Annotated in this window: 13 protein-coding genes and 1 pseudogene; 8 read left to right on the forward strand and 6 right to left on the reverse strand. The window is 70.2% G+C overall.

Translation table 11 applies throughout. The features are described 5' to 3' along the window. The first annotated feature begins 252 nt into the window (after positions 1 to 252). The 6 genes from AB0I10_RS28475 to AB0I10_RS28500 all read left to right on the forward strand — a co-directional run bounded on the left by AB0I10_RS28475 (position 253) and on the right by AB0I10_RS28500 (position 6,911). Positions 253 to 810, forward strand: a complete 558-nt coding sequence (locus tag AB0I10_RS28475) for a GNAT family protein (protein WP_363155507.1) — start codon at positions 253 to 255, stop codon at positions 808 to 810. A gap of 228 nt (positions 811 to 1,038) precedes the next feature. Further along, positions 1,039 to 2,505 (forward strand): extracellular solute-binding protein, encoded by a 1,467-nt coding sequence (locus AB0I10_RS28480; protein ID WP_363155508.1) that lies wholly within the window; start codon positions 1,039 to 1,041, stop codon positions 2,503 to 2,505. A 29-nt stretch (positions 2,506 to 2,534) separates the two neighbouring features. Beyond that, positions 2,535 to 3,479 (forward strand): sugar ABC transporter permease, encoded by a 945-nt coding sequence (locus tag AB0I10_RS28485; RefSeq protein WP_363155509.1) that lies wholly within the window; start codon positions 2,535 to 2,537, stop codon positions 3,477 to 3,479. Next, entirely contained in the window at positions 3,476 to 4,357 is an 882-nt protein-coding gene (locus tag AB0I10_RS28490; RefSeq protein ID WP_363155510.1) for a carbohydrate ABC transporter permease, read from the forward strand. The genes AB0I10_RS28485 and AB0I10_RS28490 overlap by 4 nt, the downstream gene beginning before the upstream one ends. Then, positions 4,354 to 5,409, forward strand: a complete 1,056-nt coding sequence (locus AB0I10_RS28495) for an NAD(P)-dependent alcohol dehydrogenase (RefSeq protein WP_363155511.1) — start codon at positions 4,354 to 4,356, stop codon at positions 5,407 to 5,409. Before AB0I10_RS28490 ends, AB0I10_RS28495 begins: the two co-directional genes overlap by 4 nt. A gap of 179 nt (positions 5,410 to 5,588) precedes the next feature. After that, positions 5,589 to 6,911 (forward strand): DUF5685 family protein, encoded by a 1,323-nt coding sequence (locus AB0I10_RS28500; protein WP_363155512.1) that lies wholly within the window; start codon positions 5,589 to 5,591, stop codon positions 6,909 to 6,911. On the opposite strand, the gene AB0I10_RS28505 is transcribed toward AB0I10_RS28500, so the two are convergent. Beyond that, positions 6,908 to 7,513 (reverse strand): TetR/AcrR family transcriptional regulator, encoded by a 606-nt coding sequence (locus tag AB0I10_RS28505; protein ID WP_363155513.1) that lies wholly within the window; start codon positions 7,511 to 7,513, stop codon positions 6,908 to 6,910. The two genes, AB0I10_RS28500 and AB0I10_RS28505, sit on opposite strands and share 4 nt — an antisense overlap. A gap of 200 nt (positions 7,514 to 7,713) precedes the next feature. Here AB0I10_RS28505 and AB0I10_RS28510 point away from each other — a divergent pair, with 200 nt between their 5' ends. After that, positions 7,714 to 8,676 carry a hypothetical protein gene (locus tag AB0I10_RS28510; protein WP_363155514.1) on the forward strand — a complete coding sequence of 321 codons (963 nt, stop codon included), beginning with the start codon at positions 7,714 to 7,716 and terminating at the stop codon, positions 8,674 to 8,676. A gap of 61 nt (positions 8,677 to 8,737) precedes the next feature. Here AB0I10_RS28510 and AB0I10_RS28515 read toward each other — a convergent pair whose 3' ends face one another. The 4 genes from AB0I10_RS28515 to AB0I10_RS28530 all read right to left on the reverse strand — a co-directional run bounded on the left by AB0I10_RS28515 (position 8,738) and on the right by AB0I10_RS28530 (position 14,039). After that, positions 8,738 to 9,886, reverse strand: a complete 1,149-nt coding sequence (locus tag AB0I10_RS28515) for a hypothetical protein (RefSeq protein WP_363155515.1) — start codon at positions 9,884 to 9,886, stop codon at positions 8,738 to 8,740. A 122-nt stretch (positions 9,887 to 10,008) separates the two neighbouring features. After that, on the reverse strand, positions 10,009 to 11,730 hold the full coding sequence (gene polX / locus AB0I10_RS28520; protein WP_363155516.1) for a DNA polymerase/3'-5' exonuclease PolX: 1,722 nt from the start codon (positions 11,728 to 11,730) through the stop codon (positions 10,009 to 10,011). Positions 11,731 to 11,946: 216 nt separating this feature from the next. Continuing rightward, positions 11,947 to 13,404 carry a hypothetical protein gene (locus tag AB0I10_RS28525; protein ID WP_363155518.1) on the reverse strand — a complete coding sequence of 486 codons (1,458 nt, stop codon included), beginning with the start codon at positions 13,402 to 13,404 and terminating at the stop codon, positions 11,947 to 11,949. Positions 13,405 to 13,634: 230 nt separating this feature from the next. Further along, on the reverse strand, positions 13,635 to 14,039 hold the full coding sequence (locus AB0I10_RS28530) for a DUF5997 family protein (protein WP_363155519.1): 405 nt from the start codon (positions 14,037 to 14,039) through the stop codon (positions 13,635 to 13,637). Between the two features lie 58 nt (positions 14,040 to 14,097). Here AB0I10_RS28530 and AB0I10_RS28535 point away from each other — a divergent pair, with 58 nt between their 5' ends. Next, positions 14,098 to 14,877, forward strand: coding sequence for a LysR substrate-binding domain-containing protein (locus tag AB0I10_RS28535; RefSeq protein ID WP_363155520.1), 780 nt, complete (start codon positions 14,098 to 14,100; stop codon positions 14,875 to 14,877). A gap of 192 nt (positions 14,878 to 15,069) precedes the next feature. Here the strand turns inward: AB0I10_RS28535 and AB0I10_RS28540 are convergent. After that, a pseudogene (locus tag AB0I10_RS28540) lies at positions 15,070 to 15,333 on the reverse strand (DUF5954 family protein); the annotation flags it as partial. Between the last annotated feature and the right edge of the window lie 188 nt (positions 15,334 to 15,521).

Raw genomic sequence — 15,521 nt, forward strand, 5'->3', positions numbered from 1 at the left:
GTGCGGTGCAGTCCTAGACAGCTCCACCACACCGGAGGTCTTCGCCATGATCAAGCCCGGCAAGTGTCAACAACGCTCGTGATCAATACACCTAGACACTGTCCCGTCCGGCAGGTCACGGGCGGAGCCGAATGCGTAGGGCGGCAGGGGCACAGCGAGAACGGGCGGGCGAGCGTCTCGGACCGACCACTGGAACGCACAGGTGGCCGTGCGAAGATCCAGAACCGTGCACGGCCACTGTGGAGGATGAAGATGTTCGCGATATCCCTGGGTGACGGAGCCGAGCTGCGGCCGCTGGAGCCCTGGCAGGCCGAGGAGTTCCTCGCCCACATGGACCGCGGCCGTGAATACATCGGCCGGCACGTCGGGCTCCCCGACGTCGCAGCCGACCTCGACTCCGCGCGGAGCTGGCTCCAGTCGTACGCCGACAAGGCCGCCGCCGACACCGGCCGGCTCTACGGCATCTGGCTCGACGGGCTCTTGGTCGGCGGCGTCCTCTTCAGGGTTTTCGATGGGGGTAAGGGCAACTGCGAGGCCGGCTGCTGGCTGGAACCCGCTGCCGCCGGACGCGGTCTGGTCACCCGCGCGGCCCGCGTCATCATCGACTGGGCGGTCCAGGAGCGCGGAATGCACCGTGTGGAGTGGCTGGTGTCGTCCAAGAACACACCGAGCATCAATGTGGCCAAGCGGCTGGGCATGAGCCGCGACGGAGTCCAGCGCCAGAACGACCTCTACCGGGGTGTACGGCAGGACACCGAGATCTGGTCGGTACTCGCGCCCGAGTGGCGTGCCGCGCACAGCACCCGTTGAGGGCCGTGGCGAGCGCCGTCCACGCCACCCGCAGGCGCCGCACCGACCAGGTCTGACGCACGAGGGGCCCGCACCGCTGGACCAGCGGTGCGGGCCCTAACCATATGCATGAACGATAAGATCGAGGAGTAGTTCACGCAAGATATGTTAACAATGCGCCTCTCTTCTGCTAAGAATGCTTCCTGCTGAGGTTCGCGCACGTCGAACCGGCGCAAGGGACGCACTGCCATGCCACCTCTCCTGCCCGCGAGACCACCGACGCCGGTGCTGAGCCGGCGCGCCCTGTTGTGGGGAGCCGCCGCGGCCGGTTCGTCGGGTCTGCTCGCCGCCTGCGCGGGCCGCCCGGACGCGCTTTTCGTGCCCGATGCCGCGCCCTGGAAGCGGTACTCCGGCACCACCTTGAACTTCATCTCCGAGAACACCGCCCCGACCGCCGCGATCGCGGCCGACCTGAAGCCGTTCACCGAGCTGACCGGCATCCGCGTCAAGATCGTGACGCTGGAGCTGTCGGCGCTGGCGCAGAAGGTCGCCCTCGACTTCGCATCCGGCAATGGCGAGTACGACGTGGTGTATGCGGACCCTTACCTGGTGCTGGCCCCGTACGCGCCGGCCTTCGCCGACCTGCGCCGCTTCCAGGAGGATTCCGCGCTACCTCGACTGACGGGCGGATTCGGCGACTTCATCCCCACCCACCTGGACGCTGCGGGGCGTTTCGGGGACTCGGGCAAGGTGCTGGCCCTGCCCTACGACTGCCCCACGATGGTGTGGCAGTACCGGGCCGATCTGTTCGCCAAGTACCGCGAGCGGATGGCGGACGACCTCGGCTTCGACCCGATGCCGTCCGACGACTCGACCTGGGAGCAGTACCACGCCATCGCCGAATGGTTCAACTCCGGGGCGAATGAGGTGCGTTACGGCACCGGTCACCAGGCCAAGCAACACGACGCGCTGATGTGTGACTTCTCCAACCTGCTGTGGTCCCACGGCGGCGACTACTTCGCCGACGGCACACGGATCGGCCGCTTCGGCACGACCGACCCCGGGAAGTGCCTGCTGCGCTCGGAGCAAGCGATCGCGGGGGCCGAGTTCTACGACCGGCTGCTGAGCATCGCCGACCCCGGCTCGCGTACCTGGGACTGGGACGGCCTCGGCGCCGCCTTCCGGGCCGGCCGGATCGCGATGTGCCCCAACTGGCACGAGTACGCGGCCTCCAACGAGGCGGCGATGCCCGGCAAGGTCGGCTACGCCCGGCTGCCGAAGGGTCCGGCCCGCTCGGCCGGGATGTACGGCGGCACCGGAATCGCCATCTCGAACGTCATCCCCGCCCGCCGCCAGCGGGCCGCCTGGCTGTTCCTGAACTGGGCGACCGCCCCGAAGAGCCAACTGGCCAACCTGGCCAGCAAGGTGGGCGGCGGCACCCCGACCCGTACCTCCGTGTACGGGATACCGCGCGTCGTCGCGGCCGAGCACCGGCCCTCGAAGATGCCCAACATGCTCTCCGCCCAGGCGGTGAGGGATGCCTGGAAGACCCAGAACATCGGACTGCGGCCGAAGATCCCCATGTGGGGCGAGTGTGACACCGCGATCTACACCCAGGTGTCCCGCATGCTCGCCGGTGACGCCTCCCCGGCCGCGGCGATGCGGGCGGCCGCCGACCGTATCGACCGCATCACGGCCCGAGGCTGGGTGAGTTGACCATGGCTTCCTCCCCGACCAGGGTCCAGGTGACCGATCGCCCGCCGGCCGCCCACCGTCCGGATGGTCCTGAGCAGCGCGGCGGTTCCACCACCCGCCGTGCCGGACTCCCGCTGCCCGGCTTCACCGGGCGCATGATGGCCCCCGGACTGCTCCTGCTCGCCGCCATCTCCCTGCTGCCGTTCGCCGCGGTGGTCGCCATGAGCTTCGCCCGCGTCCACCTGCTCGGCGGGCTGCGCCTTGACGGCGTCGGCGCGGCGAACTGGGCGCGGCTGTTCACCGACCCCGACACGGCCTGGGCGTGGGCGCGCACCGCCGGGTACTTCGTCCTCACCGTGGGCGGCGAGATGGTGCTGGGCACCGCACTTGCCGTCTGCCTGTGGCGGCTGCGGCGCGGCCGCAACGCCGCGATGAGCCTGCTGCTGCTCCCGATGTTCGTCGCACCGGTCATCGTCGGCCTGCTGGGCCGGTTCCTCACCGATTCCACCTTCGGGCTGTACACCTGGCTGCTGCGCCAACTCGGCTACAGCGGCGACGTGATGGCCGACAAGACGACGGCGTTCGCCGCCGTGACGCTGATGGACATCTGGGAGTGGACCCCGCTCATCGCCCTGATCGCCCTGGCGGGCCTGACCTCCGTACCCTCCTCGGTGCTGGAGGCCGCGTCCCTCGACGGCGCCGGCCTGCCGCGCACGCTGCGCCACATCGTGCTGCCTTCCATTGCCCCCGTGCTGCTGGTAGCGCTGCTGATCCGCTCGATGGACGCGCTGCGCTATTTCGACATCATCTGGAACACCACCGGCGGCGGCCCGGCGGACGCCACCAAGACGGCCTCGGTCCAGCTGTACGAGACCGCGTTCCGCTTCTTCGACTTCGGCTACGCGGCCGTGACCGGGCTGCTGATGCTGGCCGTCACCACCGTTGTGGCCCGCTACTTCGTCCGCCTTCTCGAACGGAAGGAGCCGACCCGATGACCGCCCCTGCCCCGGCCGCTGCCCCCGCCTCCACCACCGGCCCGCTGGAACGCGGCACCCGCACCTCCCGCATCCTCGTGCGCGTCGTCGTGGCCGTCGCCCTGGCGTGGACGCTGGTACCGCTCGGCTGGATGCTGCTGTCCTCCTTCAAGCCCACGGCCGCCGTCACCGCACCCACCCCCGACGTGTGGTTCGTCCCGACCCTGGACAACTACCGCAACCTCTTCAGCGGCGCCAACAGCCTCTGGCCCTACCTGAACAACAGCATCCTGGCCGCCGGCATCTCCGCCCTCCTGGCCACCGCCCTGGGCGCGCTCGCCGGCTACGGCCTGGCCCGCACCCGGATGCGCGGCAAGCAGCACCTGTCCTTCTGGATCATCTCCACCCGGATGGCCCCGATCGCCGCCGTCGTGCTGCCGATCTTCCTGATCTTCCGGTTCCTGGGGCTGAACGACACCCTGCCCGGACTCGTGCTGGCCTACCTCAGCTTCAATCTCCCCTTCGCGATCTGGCTGCTGAGCGCCTTCTTCGCCGAACTGCCCCCGGCTCTGGAGGAGTCCGCGCAGGTCGCGGGCTGCACACACTGGCAGGCGTTCCGGCACGTCATCCTGCCGCTGACCCGGCCGGGCCTGGTCACCACCTTCGTCCTGTGCCTGGTCTTCTCCTGGAACGACTACGCCTTCGCGCTGGTGCTCGGCGGGCCCCACACCCAGACCCTGCCCATCGCCGCCAGCCAGCTGGTCACCCAGACCGGCATCGACTGGGGCCAGCTGACCGCCATCGGAACCGTCGTCGTGGTCCCGATGATGCTCGTCGGCCTCGCCGTACGCCGGTGGTTGGTCACCGGCCTGACCATGGGAGCCGTGACCGGAGAATGACCGCCACCGCCCTGCCCTCGCACCTCCCGTCCACCATGCGCGCCGCCGTGCTGCGTGCCCCGGAGAAGCTGGAGATCCAGGAGCGCCCGGTGCCGCGCCCCGGCCCCGGTCAGGTCCTCGTCCGTATCGAAGCGGTCGGCATCTGCGGCTCCGACGTCCACTACTACCGGCACGGCAGGATCGGCGACTTCGTCGTCCGCGCGCCCATGATCCTGGGCCATGAGCCCGGCGGGACTGTGGTCGCCCTCGGCCCCGGAGCGGCCCGCCACCAGGTGGGACAGCTCGTATCCGTCGAACCGGGCGTGCCCTGCACCCGCTGCGCGCAGTGCCGCCGCGGCCGCTACAACCTGTGCCCCGACGTCTCCTTCTACGCCACGCCCCCCGTCGACGGCGCCCTGTGCGAATACGTCGCCGTGGACGAGGACTTCGCCCACCCCGTGCCCGACCAGCTCACCGCCGAGACCGCGGCCCTGCTGGAACCCCTGTCCGTGGGTGTGTGGGCGTGCCGCAAAGGCTGCGTCGGCCCCGGCTCCCGGGTCCTGGTCACCGGCGCGGGCCCCATCGGACTGGTCGCCGCCCAGACGGCCCGCGCCTTCGGCGCCACCGAGGTCGTCGTCACCGATATCGCACCCCAACGGCTGGAACTGGCCCGGCAGTTGGGCGCCACCGCGACCGTGGAAGCAGGCGCCACCCGGCTCGCGGCCACCGGCTTCGAACCCGATGTCCTGCTGGAGTGCTCCGGCGTCCCGGCCGTCGTCGACGAGGCGATCCGGACCGTGGGTCGGGCGGGCCGGGCCGTACTGGTCGGCATGGGCGGCGACTCGGTCCCGCTGCCCCTGGCCCATGTGCAGAACTTCGAGATCGAGGTCACCGGCACCTTCCGCTACGCCAACACCTGGCCGACCGCCATCGCGTTGGCGGCCTCCGGCGAAGTGGAACTGGGCCGCCTGATCACCCACCGGTACGACCTGGCGTCGGCGGAAGACGCACTCACCGCCGCCGCCAGGGACCATACGACGGTCAAACCCCTGGTGTGTCCGCACCCGAGCTGACGCACCACGGGTCCAGGACCTGTCCGTGTACCTCGTGCGCCGGGCACGTATGACGACATGCCAGTTGTGCCAGACCTGTGCATGGGGCATGTGTCCAGGTCAGCGGCGCGCCCGGTAGATTTCGTGCCGCTGTTGGCTTACGCCGACCGTGCCGACGTCGTCTTACGGGGGATTTCCACGTGTTCGGAATTGTCAGGCCTTGCTCCCATCGTCTGTCCCAGGGGCTCAAGGCGGAGTGGATGGCCCATCTCTGCGGTCTCTGCCTCGCGTTGCGGGCCGATCACGGGCAGTTCGCCCGGGTCGTCACGAACTACGACGGGCTGATCGTGTCCGTGCTGACGGACGCTCAGACCGGCCGGACGGACGCCGCGCGCCGTACCGCCGGGCCCTGCCCGCTGCGCGGGATGCGGACCGCTTCGGTGGCGAAGGGGGAGGGCGCGCGGCTCGCGGCCTCGGTGTCCCTCGTCCTCGCCTCGGCGAAGATACGCGACCACGTCGCCGACCGGAACGGGCTGCTGCGCCGCCGGCCGGTGGCCGCCGCCGCGCGCAAGGTCGCCGCGGGCTGGGACCGGGCCGGGGCGCGGACCGGTGCCACGCTCGGCTTCGACACCGCCGTACTCGTGGACGCGGTCGACCGCCAGGTGGGCATCGAGGAGCTGGCCGGGCCCGGCACACCGCTGACGGCCATCACCGAACCGACCGAGACGGCGACCGCCGCGGCCTTCGCGCACACCGCCGTGCTGGCGGGCCGGCCCGGCAACGTCGCGCCGCTGGCCGAGGCCGGGCGGCTCTTCGGGCGGCTGGCGCACCTCCTCGACGCCGTGGAGGACCGCGCGGCGGACGCCGCCGAGGGCGCCTGGAACCCACTCACCGCAACCGGCGCCACCAATGCGCAGGCCCGCCAACTGTGTGACGACGCCGTGCACGGTATCCGCCTCGCGCTGCGCGATGTGGAGTTCGCCGACTCCGCGCTGGTGCATGTGCTGCTGGTGCACGAACTCCGGCGCTCGGTGGACCGCGCCTTCGGCACGGGCACCTGCTCCCATCAGGGGCACGGGACACCGGGATACGGCCAGCCGGCCGAGTACGGGCAGCAGCCTCCGCAGTTCGGACAACCACCCCAGTACGGGCAGCCGCCGGCCGGCGGCCCGTACATGCAGGGGCAGCAGCACCTGAACGCGCCGCAGGCCCCGTACGGCGGTGGCCCGGTGCCACCCGGCGGCCCCGGTGGCGGCGATGGGGGGCACGGTGGCGGCTCCGGCAGCGAAGGCGGAATGCCGCAGTTCCCGCAGCAGCCCAAGAAGCCCCGCGGCTTCCTCGCCGGCTGCGCGGTCGCCATCGGGCTGTGCTGCACGTGCAAGGTCTGCTGCGCCGATCACTTCGAGGGGCCGTGGTCGCGGAAGAAGCGCGAGGGGTGCTGCGACAACTGCGGCGATTCCTGTGACCTCGATTGTGGTTGCTGCGATTGCTGCGACTGCTGTAGCTGCTGCGATTGCGGCTAGTCCGGCTGGTCCGGTTGCAGGGACCGCCAGATTCGCTCGGGCAGGATGCGGGTGGCCTGGGCGAGATCGATGTCGTACGTGCTGGACAGCCAGCGGCGCGCGGTCTCGGCAACGGGTCCGATGACCAGCGCCTCGATCAGGGGCTCGGGGGTGGGTGTGATTTCGCCGGCTTCGATCCGCGGCCGCATCCAGTCCACGATGCCCCCCAGCATGGGCGCCTTGGCCGCGCGGATCTGGTCGGCGTGGGCCGCGAGATAGCCGGAGTAGGCGGACGCGTGGATGAACAGGGCGGCGTCCGGGCGCTCCTGCGTGAAGCGAAGGTAGGCCGTGACGAGCGCGCGGACACCGGTGCGGGCGGTGCGGGTACGGGTCAGGGCAGCGGTCAGCTCGTCGAACAGCTGCTCCAGGCAGCGGGTGTACAGGGCGGCGGCGAGACCGTCGAAGCTGCCGAAGTGGTGGTAGAGGCTGCCGAGACTGACGCCGCTGGCCGCGGTGACCGCGGTGACCGTGAACCCCTGCTGGCCCGATGAGGCGTACACGCGCAGCGCGGTGGTCAGAAGGCGGTCGACGGTGGCCTCACCGCGCTGCTGCTTAGGAGACATGGTTCGGTCCCGTTGGCATCATGACGGACACCCTAATGTAACTAGAACTAGAAGCTTTTTCTAGAAAGAGCATCCCGCAACTACCCACCGGAGGACCATACTTGGCGCATGACTACACGCGCGCATGACCAACGCGCGCCCGACACAACGATCCGCGCCCAGCCGCGCCGTGCGGCCGCGCGGGATGGGGAGGTGGCACGATGGCGATACGTGGACGTGCGAGGGCTGCGGCGGCAGGTGTGTTGTCGGCGCTGTTGGTCGCCGGTGCGCACACGCCGGTTGCGGCGTCCGAGGCGCAGGTTCCGGCGGCCTCGGTGACCACGGCCCCGGAGCCATGCACGCAGCGTGTGAGCGTGGAGGTCTTCCGGGAAGGGGGCGTGCCGCTCCTGGACTGGCGCGAGAACCTGGAGTTCGACGGCCACGGCACCCTCTGGGTCGCGCACATCACCAAGCACCGGGTCGAGGGTTACGCCCCCGACGGCACGCTCAAGGCCACCTTCCCGGTGAACGGCCCCGGCGGAATCCGACGCGGACCGGACGGCCAGATGTATGTCAACTTCGGTGTGAACCCGCTGACTTCAGGATCGGGCAGCGGCATCATGCGCTTCGACCCGACAGCTGCCCGGCCGAAACCCGAGAAGGTCGTGGACGGGTTGTCCGGCATCAACGGTCTCGCCATCGACTCCGCCGGCAACTTCTACCTCAGCCGCGAGCTGGCCACCGGAGTCCTCAAGATCCGACCGGACGGCACAAAGGACGAGCAGTGGACACGGGGCGCATCCGTCTTCGGCACCAACGGCCTGCAGATCGTCGGCGACCAGCTGTACGCGAGCGTCATCACCAGCACCGCGTCGCCGGTGGTACGCATCCCCCTGAACGACCCGGCACACCACACCACGGTCACCGAACTCAGCCCGAACCCCCTGGACACCAAGGTCCTTGACGACCTCACCTCCTTCGGCGGGGACCTGGTGGTCGCCGGCTTCCGCGACGGCGAACTCATCAGGGTGGACCCGAAGACCGGCCGATCCTGCGTCCTGGCGACCGGTCTCCGCATGCCCACCAGCGTCCGCGTCCCGCGCGGCTTCGGTGACCATGATCCGCGGCGCGAGCTGTTCGTGGCCGAGGCCTCCGGCCGCATCGTGAAGGTCACGGTCCGCTGACACGGGGTGACAGAACCCCGATATCCCGGTGGCACCGGGCCGCACCCGTCGCCCCTGCGCCTCAACCGCTCCAGCGCAGCACCGCGCCGAATCCGCCCGCCGGGCCCTGCATGCCTGCGGGGACCAGCAGCACCTCGGCGTCGGCCGCCGCGGCGGACCGCAGCAGGGCGTCGTCCGCGCGCGCCCGCTCGGGCTTGCTGACACCCATCGCCTGCGCCTGGCCGCGCTGCACGGCGACCTGGTCGACGCCGGGCCCGATCCAGACGTCGCGGCCCGCGTCGGACGCGTCCTGCCCGAGGAGCAGCGTGCCCACCTGGTGGCTGCGGGCCGCGTCCACGACGGCGGGCACCCCTTCCGCCGCGTCTCCGGGGTTGCTGTCGACACCCCGCTCACCGTGCTCGCCGGGACGGCCGCGCCCGGCGTGGAAGCGGTTGAGGGCCTCTTCGAGGCGTGCGTGCGTGTACTCCTGGCAGGCCTGCGCGATCTGGCGGTCGAGCACGCTCTTGGAGGCGCCCGGGGACCTGCTGCCGTTCTCGGCCTCGACGGTGACGGCCCGGATCTGCTCGGGCAGCCGGTTGTACACGGCCCTGCGCTCGCGGGAGTCACCGGTCAGGACCAGCAACTGCGCGCCGCTCTCCGGCCACTGCCTGGCGAGCTCGTCCGTGATGATGTCGGCGGTCTCGTTCCAGGTGTTCTCGACCTTGTTCCGGTAGTGCCACTCGTACCGGTCCGCGGGGATGCTGCGGTGTCCTCGGCCCCGCCATTCCTTGCCGTCCGCCGTGGCCACGGTCCGGCTGCGTTGTGCGTCGCGCAGCTCCATATCGGCGCCGGTGCGGTCGATGTACGCGACCAGGCACGTCGGCTCGTCACCGATCAGCCCGGGAAGCGGGGCGATGTGCGGCAGCAGGGACCAGGTCGCCTCGCTGCTGACCGGGGTCACGCTGAGCGGGATGTCGAGTACGACTTCGCCGCCCGCGGCGAAGAGGGCACGGCCCGGAGGCGCCCCGGAAGCCGGCTCGTGGGTGAGCCGGTCCATCACCGCCCTGCACGTGTAGGCGTCGGCACCCGCGTCGATGAGCTGCGATGCGACGGAGCGCTGGCGGAGCTTCTGCCGCCTTGGCGCGTCCTCGGTCGCGCGCGTGGTGTCGATGTACACAGACGCCCAGGGGCCCAGATGGTCGAAGAGCGGCTTGAGAAATCCGAGTTCCATGATCTCCCCCCGGCTCGGGGACGGTACGTACTACCAGGTTAGGGCGATATGCCCGCGGGGCCATTTCTGTGGAGAATTCAGCCCCGGTTTGCTCTCACTGGCCTGATGAGGGCCGATCGGAGTCAGCCGGCCTTACGCAGGAATCGGCGCAGTCGCGTCAGGGGCCAGGTGTTGATCACATCGTCCGCGGTCAGCCAGCCCCGCTGTGCGGTGCCCACGCCGTAGCGCAGGTACTCCAGGTGGAGCGGCGCGTGGGCGTCGGTGTTGACGGCGAACTTCACGCCGTACCGCTTGGCGCGCAGGATGTGCTCGTCGGACAGGTCGAGCCGGTCGGGGTGGGCGTTGATCTCCAGCGCCGTCCCGGTACGGGCGCAGGCCGCGAACACCGCGTCGAGGTCCATGTCGAGGCCCGGTCGCTTGCCGATGATCCGGGTGGTCGGGTGTCCGATGATGTTGACCGCCGGGTTCTCGCAGGCCGCGACGAGCCGTCGGGTCAGGGCGTCCCGTCCCTGGTTGAAGTGTGAGTGCACGGAGGCCACGCAGAGGTCGAAGCCCCGTAGGAACTCCTGCGGCCAGTCCACCTTCCCATCCGGGTCGATATTGAGCTCGGTGCCGTGCAGCAGGCGCATCTTCCGGTGCTTGCCGTCGAGTTGGCGTACCTGCTCGCGCTGGGCCAAGACCTTCTCGTCGGTCATCCGCTGCATGTACAGGTTCGGGGCGTGGTCGGTGACCGCGTAGTAGCGCAAGCCCCGCCGGGCGGCGGCCGCCACCATCTCGTCCAGCGGGGCGAGGCCGTCGGTGAGGTCGGTGTGGGTGTGCAGGTCGCCCCTGATGTCCGCCTCCGTGACCAGGTCCGGCAGCTCGCCGCGCAGCCCCGCGGCGACCTCGCCGCGGTCCTCGCGCAGCGTCGGCGGGATCCAGGGCAGACCGAGCCGCGCGTAGACCTCCTCCTCGGTCTGCGAGACGATCTTCTTTCCGCTCTTGGCGTGGAACAGGCCGTACTCGGAGAGCTTGAGCTTGTGGTGCACGGCCATCTCGCGGGTGCGGATGTTGTGCGCTTTGGAGCCGGTGAAGTACTGCAGGCCCGCGCCCCAGGAGTCCGGCGGCACGACGCGCAGATCGATCTGCAGGCCCTTCGTGGTGCGGATGGACGTCTTCTTCGTGCCGTGGGCGATGACCTCGGCCGTGCCCGGCAGTCGTGTGAAGGTGTCCATGAAGGGGGCGGAGCGGCCGGCCGCCACAAGGATGTCCACGTCCCCGATGGTCTCCCGCATACGGCGCAGCGACCCGGCGTACGCGCAGTTCTCGCAGCCGGACAGGGCGGACAGCTCGGCCACGATCTCCTCGGCGACCTCCATGGCGGCATTGATCGGCACCCGGTCGCCCGCGGCCTGCATCAGGTCGATGCCGTGCAGGATGTTCTCCTCGGTCTTCGGGCCGAAGCCCTTGAGGTCGCGCAGCCGTTCCTCGTGGATGGCGTCGAGGAGTTCGGGCACCGAGGAGATGTGCAGGTCCTCGTAGAGCGTCATGGCTTTTCTGGGGCCCAGGGTCGGGATGGCCATCAGCTGGCGTACGCCCGCGGGGATCTTCGACCTGATGTCCTCCACGGCGGGCATCCTGCCGGTCCGCAGATACTGGATCACCTTCGCGGCGATGGACTTGCCGACGTTGGGGATCTCGTGCAGGCCGTCGGCGTCGAGCTTCGAGACGTCGGCGTGGTAGCCGCCGATGGCACGTGCGGCCTTCTCGTAGGCGCGGGCCTTGAACGCGTCTCCGCCGGTGATCAGGACGAGGTCCGCGTACTCCCGGAGCAGCGCCTCGACCTCCTCATTGGGCCGGACCACACGCCCATTTTAGTGCCGGCCCGTGCCGGGGGCCGTTCCGTTCCGGTTTAGTGCCGGCCCGTGCCCTGGGGCCGTTCCGGCTTTTCGCGGTACGGGCGCCACGCCCGCAGATGCGTGGCGCCACCCGCCTTCGTCACACACCACGGATACCCGGGCTCTCCGCCCTACCCGGGCCCCCGCCCTACCCGGGCTCCCCATCCTCTCCGTGCACCGGCGTCACTTCTTCAGCAGACCCAGCTCCCGCAGCCCGTAGTGCCGGATGCCGTCCGTGCGCAGGCCGGCCGCGCCGCCGCGGAACACCCAGAAGCCGCCGCGCTGGTAGGCCGAGCCGGTGAACGTGGCGCCGGTCAGCAGGTCGGAGCAGCCGTCCCGCTCGCCGTCCAGCAGCTGGAGGGTGCCGCCGAACTCGGTCCTGGCGGCCGCACCCGGGAGGTGCTCGTCGTTGTGCGAGATGCGCTGCACGGAGCGCATCCGGGCGCCGTCCTTCGTCGCCTTGATCTCCGAGACCATCAGCTTCTGTGTGGTGGCGTACTTGCCGGTCCCGAGGGTGGACACGGCCTCGGCCCGTCCGTCGCCGGTGATGTCGCCGGTGACCATGGACGTACCGATGTGGTCGAGGTGCAGGCTCCGGATGCCGGCGCGGAACCCGTCCGGGCCGCCGCGCAGCATGGGCCGGCCGCCGCGCTTCGGGCTCGGGCCGGGGAGCAGGGTGTCCGGGTATCCGTCCGCGTCGTAGTCCGTGCCGGTCTCGATGTTCGCGCTGTACTTCCCGGGGGGCGGCTCGGCCTCCACCATGCCGTCCTCGGCGGTGCCGCGGAACCAGCGCAGGGGGTGGTAGGTGCCGCCCTCGTTGTCGTCCTCCGGGTCGTCCGTCTCGGTGGCGAGCAGCAGGTCGGTGCGGCCGTCGGCGTCGATGTCGGCGGGTTGCAGCGAGGAGTAGTAGCTGAGGTCGGGGGTGGCGCCCCGCACGCTGACGGAGCGGGTCGAGGCGGGGCGGCCGTCGGAGCCGAACGGGCCGTAGAGGATCTGGCCGACCGAATCCGGTGTCTTCCCCGCGATCGGGCCGAGCACGTCGGCCCGGTCGTCGCCGTTGAAGTCGCCGATTGCGGTGGGCGCGGATTGGGTGTGTGCGGAGCCCGCCGGGTAGGGGACCGCGACCGGCTCGGTGCTCAGCCCGCTCGGGCCGCCCCGGAAGAGCACCATCGATCCGGTGTACTTGTCGACGTACTCGTTCTTCGGTATCCGCTGTTCGGCGAGCACATCGGTATAGCCGTCGGCGTCCAGGTCGGCGGGGTAGGCGTAGGCGAACCCCTCCTTCCATTTGCTGCCGGAGCCCGGCGGGAGCACGCCGTCGGCCAGCGGGCGGCCGGTGGGACGCAGTCCCTTCTTGCCGCCCATGAAGACCACGAGCGGGCCGATTCCGCCTTGGCTCAGTACGGCGGGCGGGGTGCCCTCGACGGTGTCCGGCTCGGCTACCACCACATCCACCGCATCGGGGTAGCCGTCGTTGTCGAAGTCCGCCGGGCGGTCCCAACTCTTCGAGGGCTTCCGGGAGTCGGCGGCGCCCGAGGGGCATCCGGCGCCGGCATTTCCGGAGTCGCCGCCGTCGGCACCGCAGGAGGAAACGGTGAGCATGAGCGCGGCGCCCAGGACTGCCGCTCTGATCGATCTCATGCGGGCTGATTATGCGCCATGTACCGGTCAATCCGTGGGCCGCGTCCGCAACCGGTGGGCGGCGTGGTGCCGCCGCCCCGGGCTCGCCGCCCGCCATCCGACGCGGTGATCGTCCGTACGGAATGGACGCTGTCGGTGATCTTCATCTTGCCGAGCGAAGATCACCGACAGCATCCGTGAAACTCAACCCGAGTTCGGACGGCGCTGAGCCGTCCGATCGCGGAGCGAGGTCAGGAACGCGGTTGGTCGGTCTGACTGCCGCTTTCCGCGTTCTTCTCCTTGATACGCGCCGCTTCCTTCCGGACCTCGGCCTGGGTGGCGCGCTCCTTCTGCAGCCACTCCGGACTGTCCGACTTCAACGCGTCGATCTGATCCGTGGTGAGTGCCTCGGTGACTCCGCCCCGCGCGAGACCTGAGATGGAGATGCCCAGCTTCGCCGCGACCACCGGCCGGGGATGCGGGCCGTTGCGCCGCAGTTCCTGCAGCCACTCGGGCGGATCGGCCTGCAGTGCGTTCAACTCGGTGCGCGAGACGACGCCCTCCTGGAACTCGGCGGGGGTGGCCTCTAGGTACACACCCAGCTTCTTCGCCGCGGTGGCGGGCTTCATCGTCTGGGCGGTCTGGTGCGACTTCATGGTGTCAAGGGTATCGAGCGTGTGCGCGACCTCTGACCACGACCGGTAGCCTTGCGGGGTGACAGGCTCGGAAGTAACCCCTTCGGTATCCCCTTCTTTCCGGCTCGCGTATGTCCCGGGAGTGACGCCCGCCAAGTGGGTGCGGATCTGGAACGAGCGTCTGCCCGACGTCCCGCTCACCCTCGTCCCGGTATCCGCTGCCGAAGCATCCGACGTGCTGCGGGGCCGTGGCGCCGACGCGGGTTTCCTGCGGTTGCCGGTCGACCGGACGGACCTCAGCGCGATTCCCCTCTACTCCGAGACGACGGTGGTCGTGGTCCCCAAGGATCACGTCGTGGCAGCCGTCGACGAGGTATCCGCCGAGGATCTGGCCGACGAGCTCATGCTGCATCCCCTCGACGACGTCCTCGACTGGGAGCAGCGGCCGGGGCGGCCCGCGATCGAGCGCCCCGCCACGACCGCGGACGCCATCGAACTGGTGGCGGCAGGAGTGGGACTGCTCGTCGTGCCGCAGTCACTCGCCCGCCTGCACCACCGCAAGGACCTCACGTATCGGCCGGTCACGGACGCCCCCGAGTCGCGAGTGGCGCTGTCGTGGCCGGAGGACAGGACCACCGACCAGGTGGAGGACTTCATCGGGATCGTCCGCGGGCGGACCGTGAACAGCTCACGGGGCCGCTCTCCGGCCCCGGCCCCGGCTCAGCCGAAGCACAAGCGCGCCGATACGGGAGCCACCCGGCGGAAGCCCGCAGCCGGCAAGCCGACCGGTAAGAGCCCACGGAGCGGTTCCGGCGCCCCCAAGGGCGGCAAGCGCGGCAAACCTCGCCGCCGGTCGTAGCCCGGCGTTGCGCATCCGTGGCTCCGTTGGGTGATCGTCCAGCCCCACTCGCCGAGGTTCAGAAGTCGTAGTCGTAGTGGATGGCACCGCCCTCGTCCCTCGTCGGGTGCATCGTCTTCGGCCCGTAGTCATCCAGTCCGACGGGCGTGGCGGTTCCGGCCCGTCGGGACCTGACCTGACCATCCGCTCGATGCGGCAAATCCGGAACAGCTTGTCGCCCACGCGCGCTTCGTCAGCGCGACCGGCGGCCTTGAACTTCCCGGCAGCCTGCGTGTATTGCGCTAGTTCACGGTCAGTGAACTTGCAGAGCAGGCGCCGGAATTCGTTCATCCCGTCGAAGAGCAGCCGCCGCACGTCATGCGGTGTCGGCATGAGTACTCCGTGCGGCCGCCACCCTCGGTCGCCGCGCTCAGTTCGCGGCGGACGCCGGGGTCGGGTGGCGCCAGGCCCGCGCATCGTTTCCTCCCGCAGCGCAGGGCCTGCTCGTGGCCCGGCGTACACGGGGCGCGAACAGGAGGGTGCGGACCGCAATGCCGACGTCCGCTCGCGATTCCGACTGAGTGCATCGCGACGCCGCAAGCCATGCGGTGCATCTGCGGGTGATAGCACGGACAGCAAACGACTCACTCACAGGTTCGTTGCAG

This window comes from Streptomyces sp. NPDC050636 (assembly GCF_040654775.1).
Classification (GTDB): Bacteria; Actinomycetota; Actinomycetes; order Streptomycetales; family Streptomycetaceae; genus Streptomyces.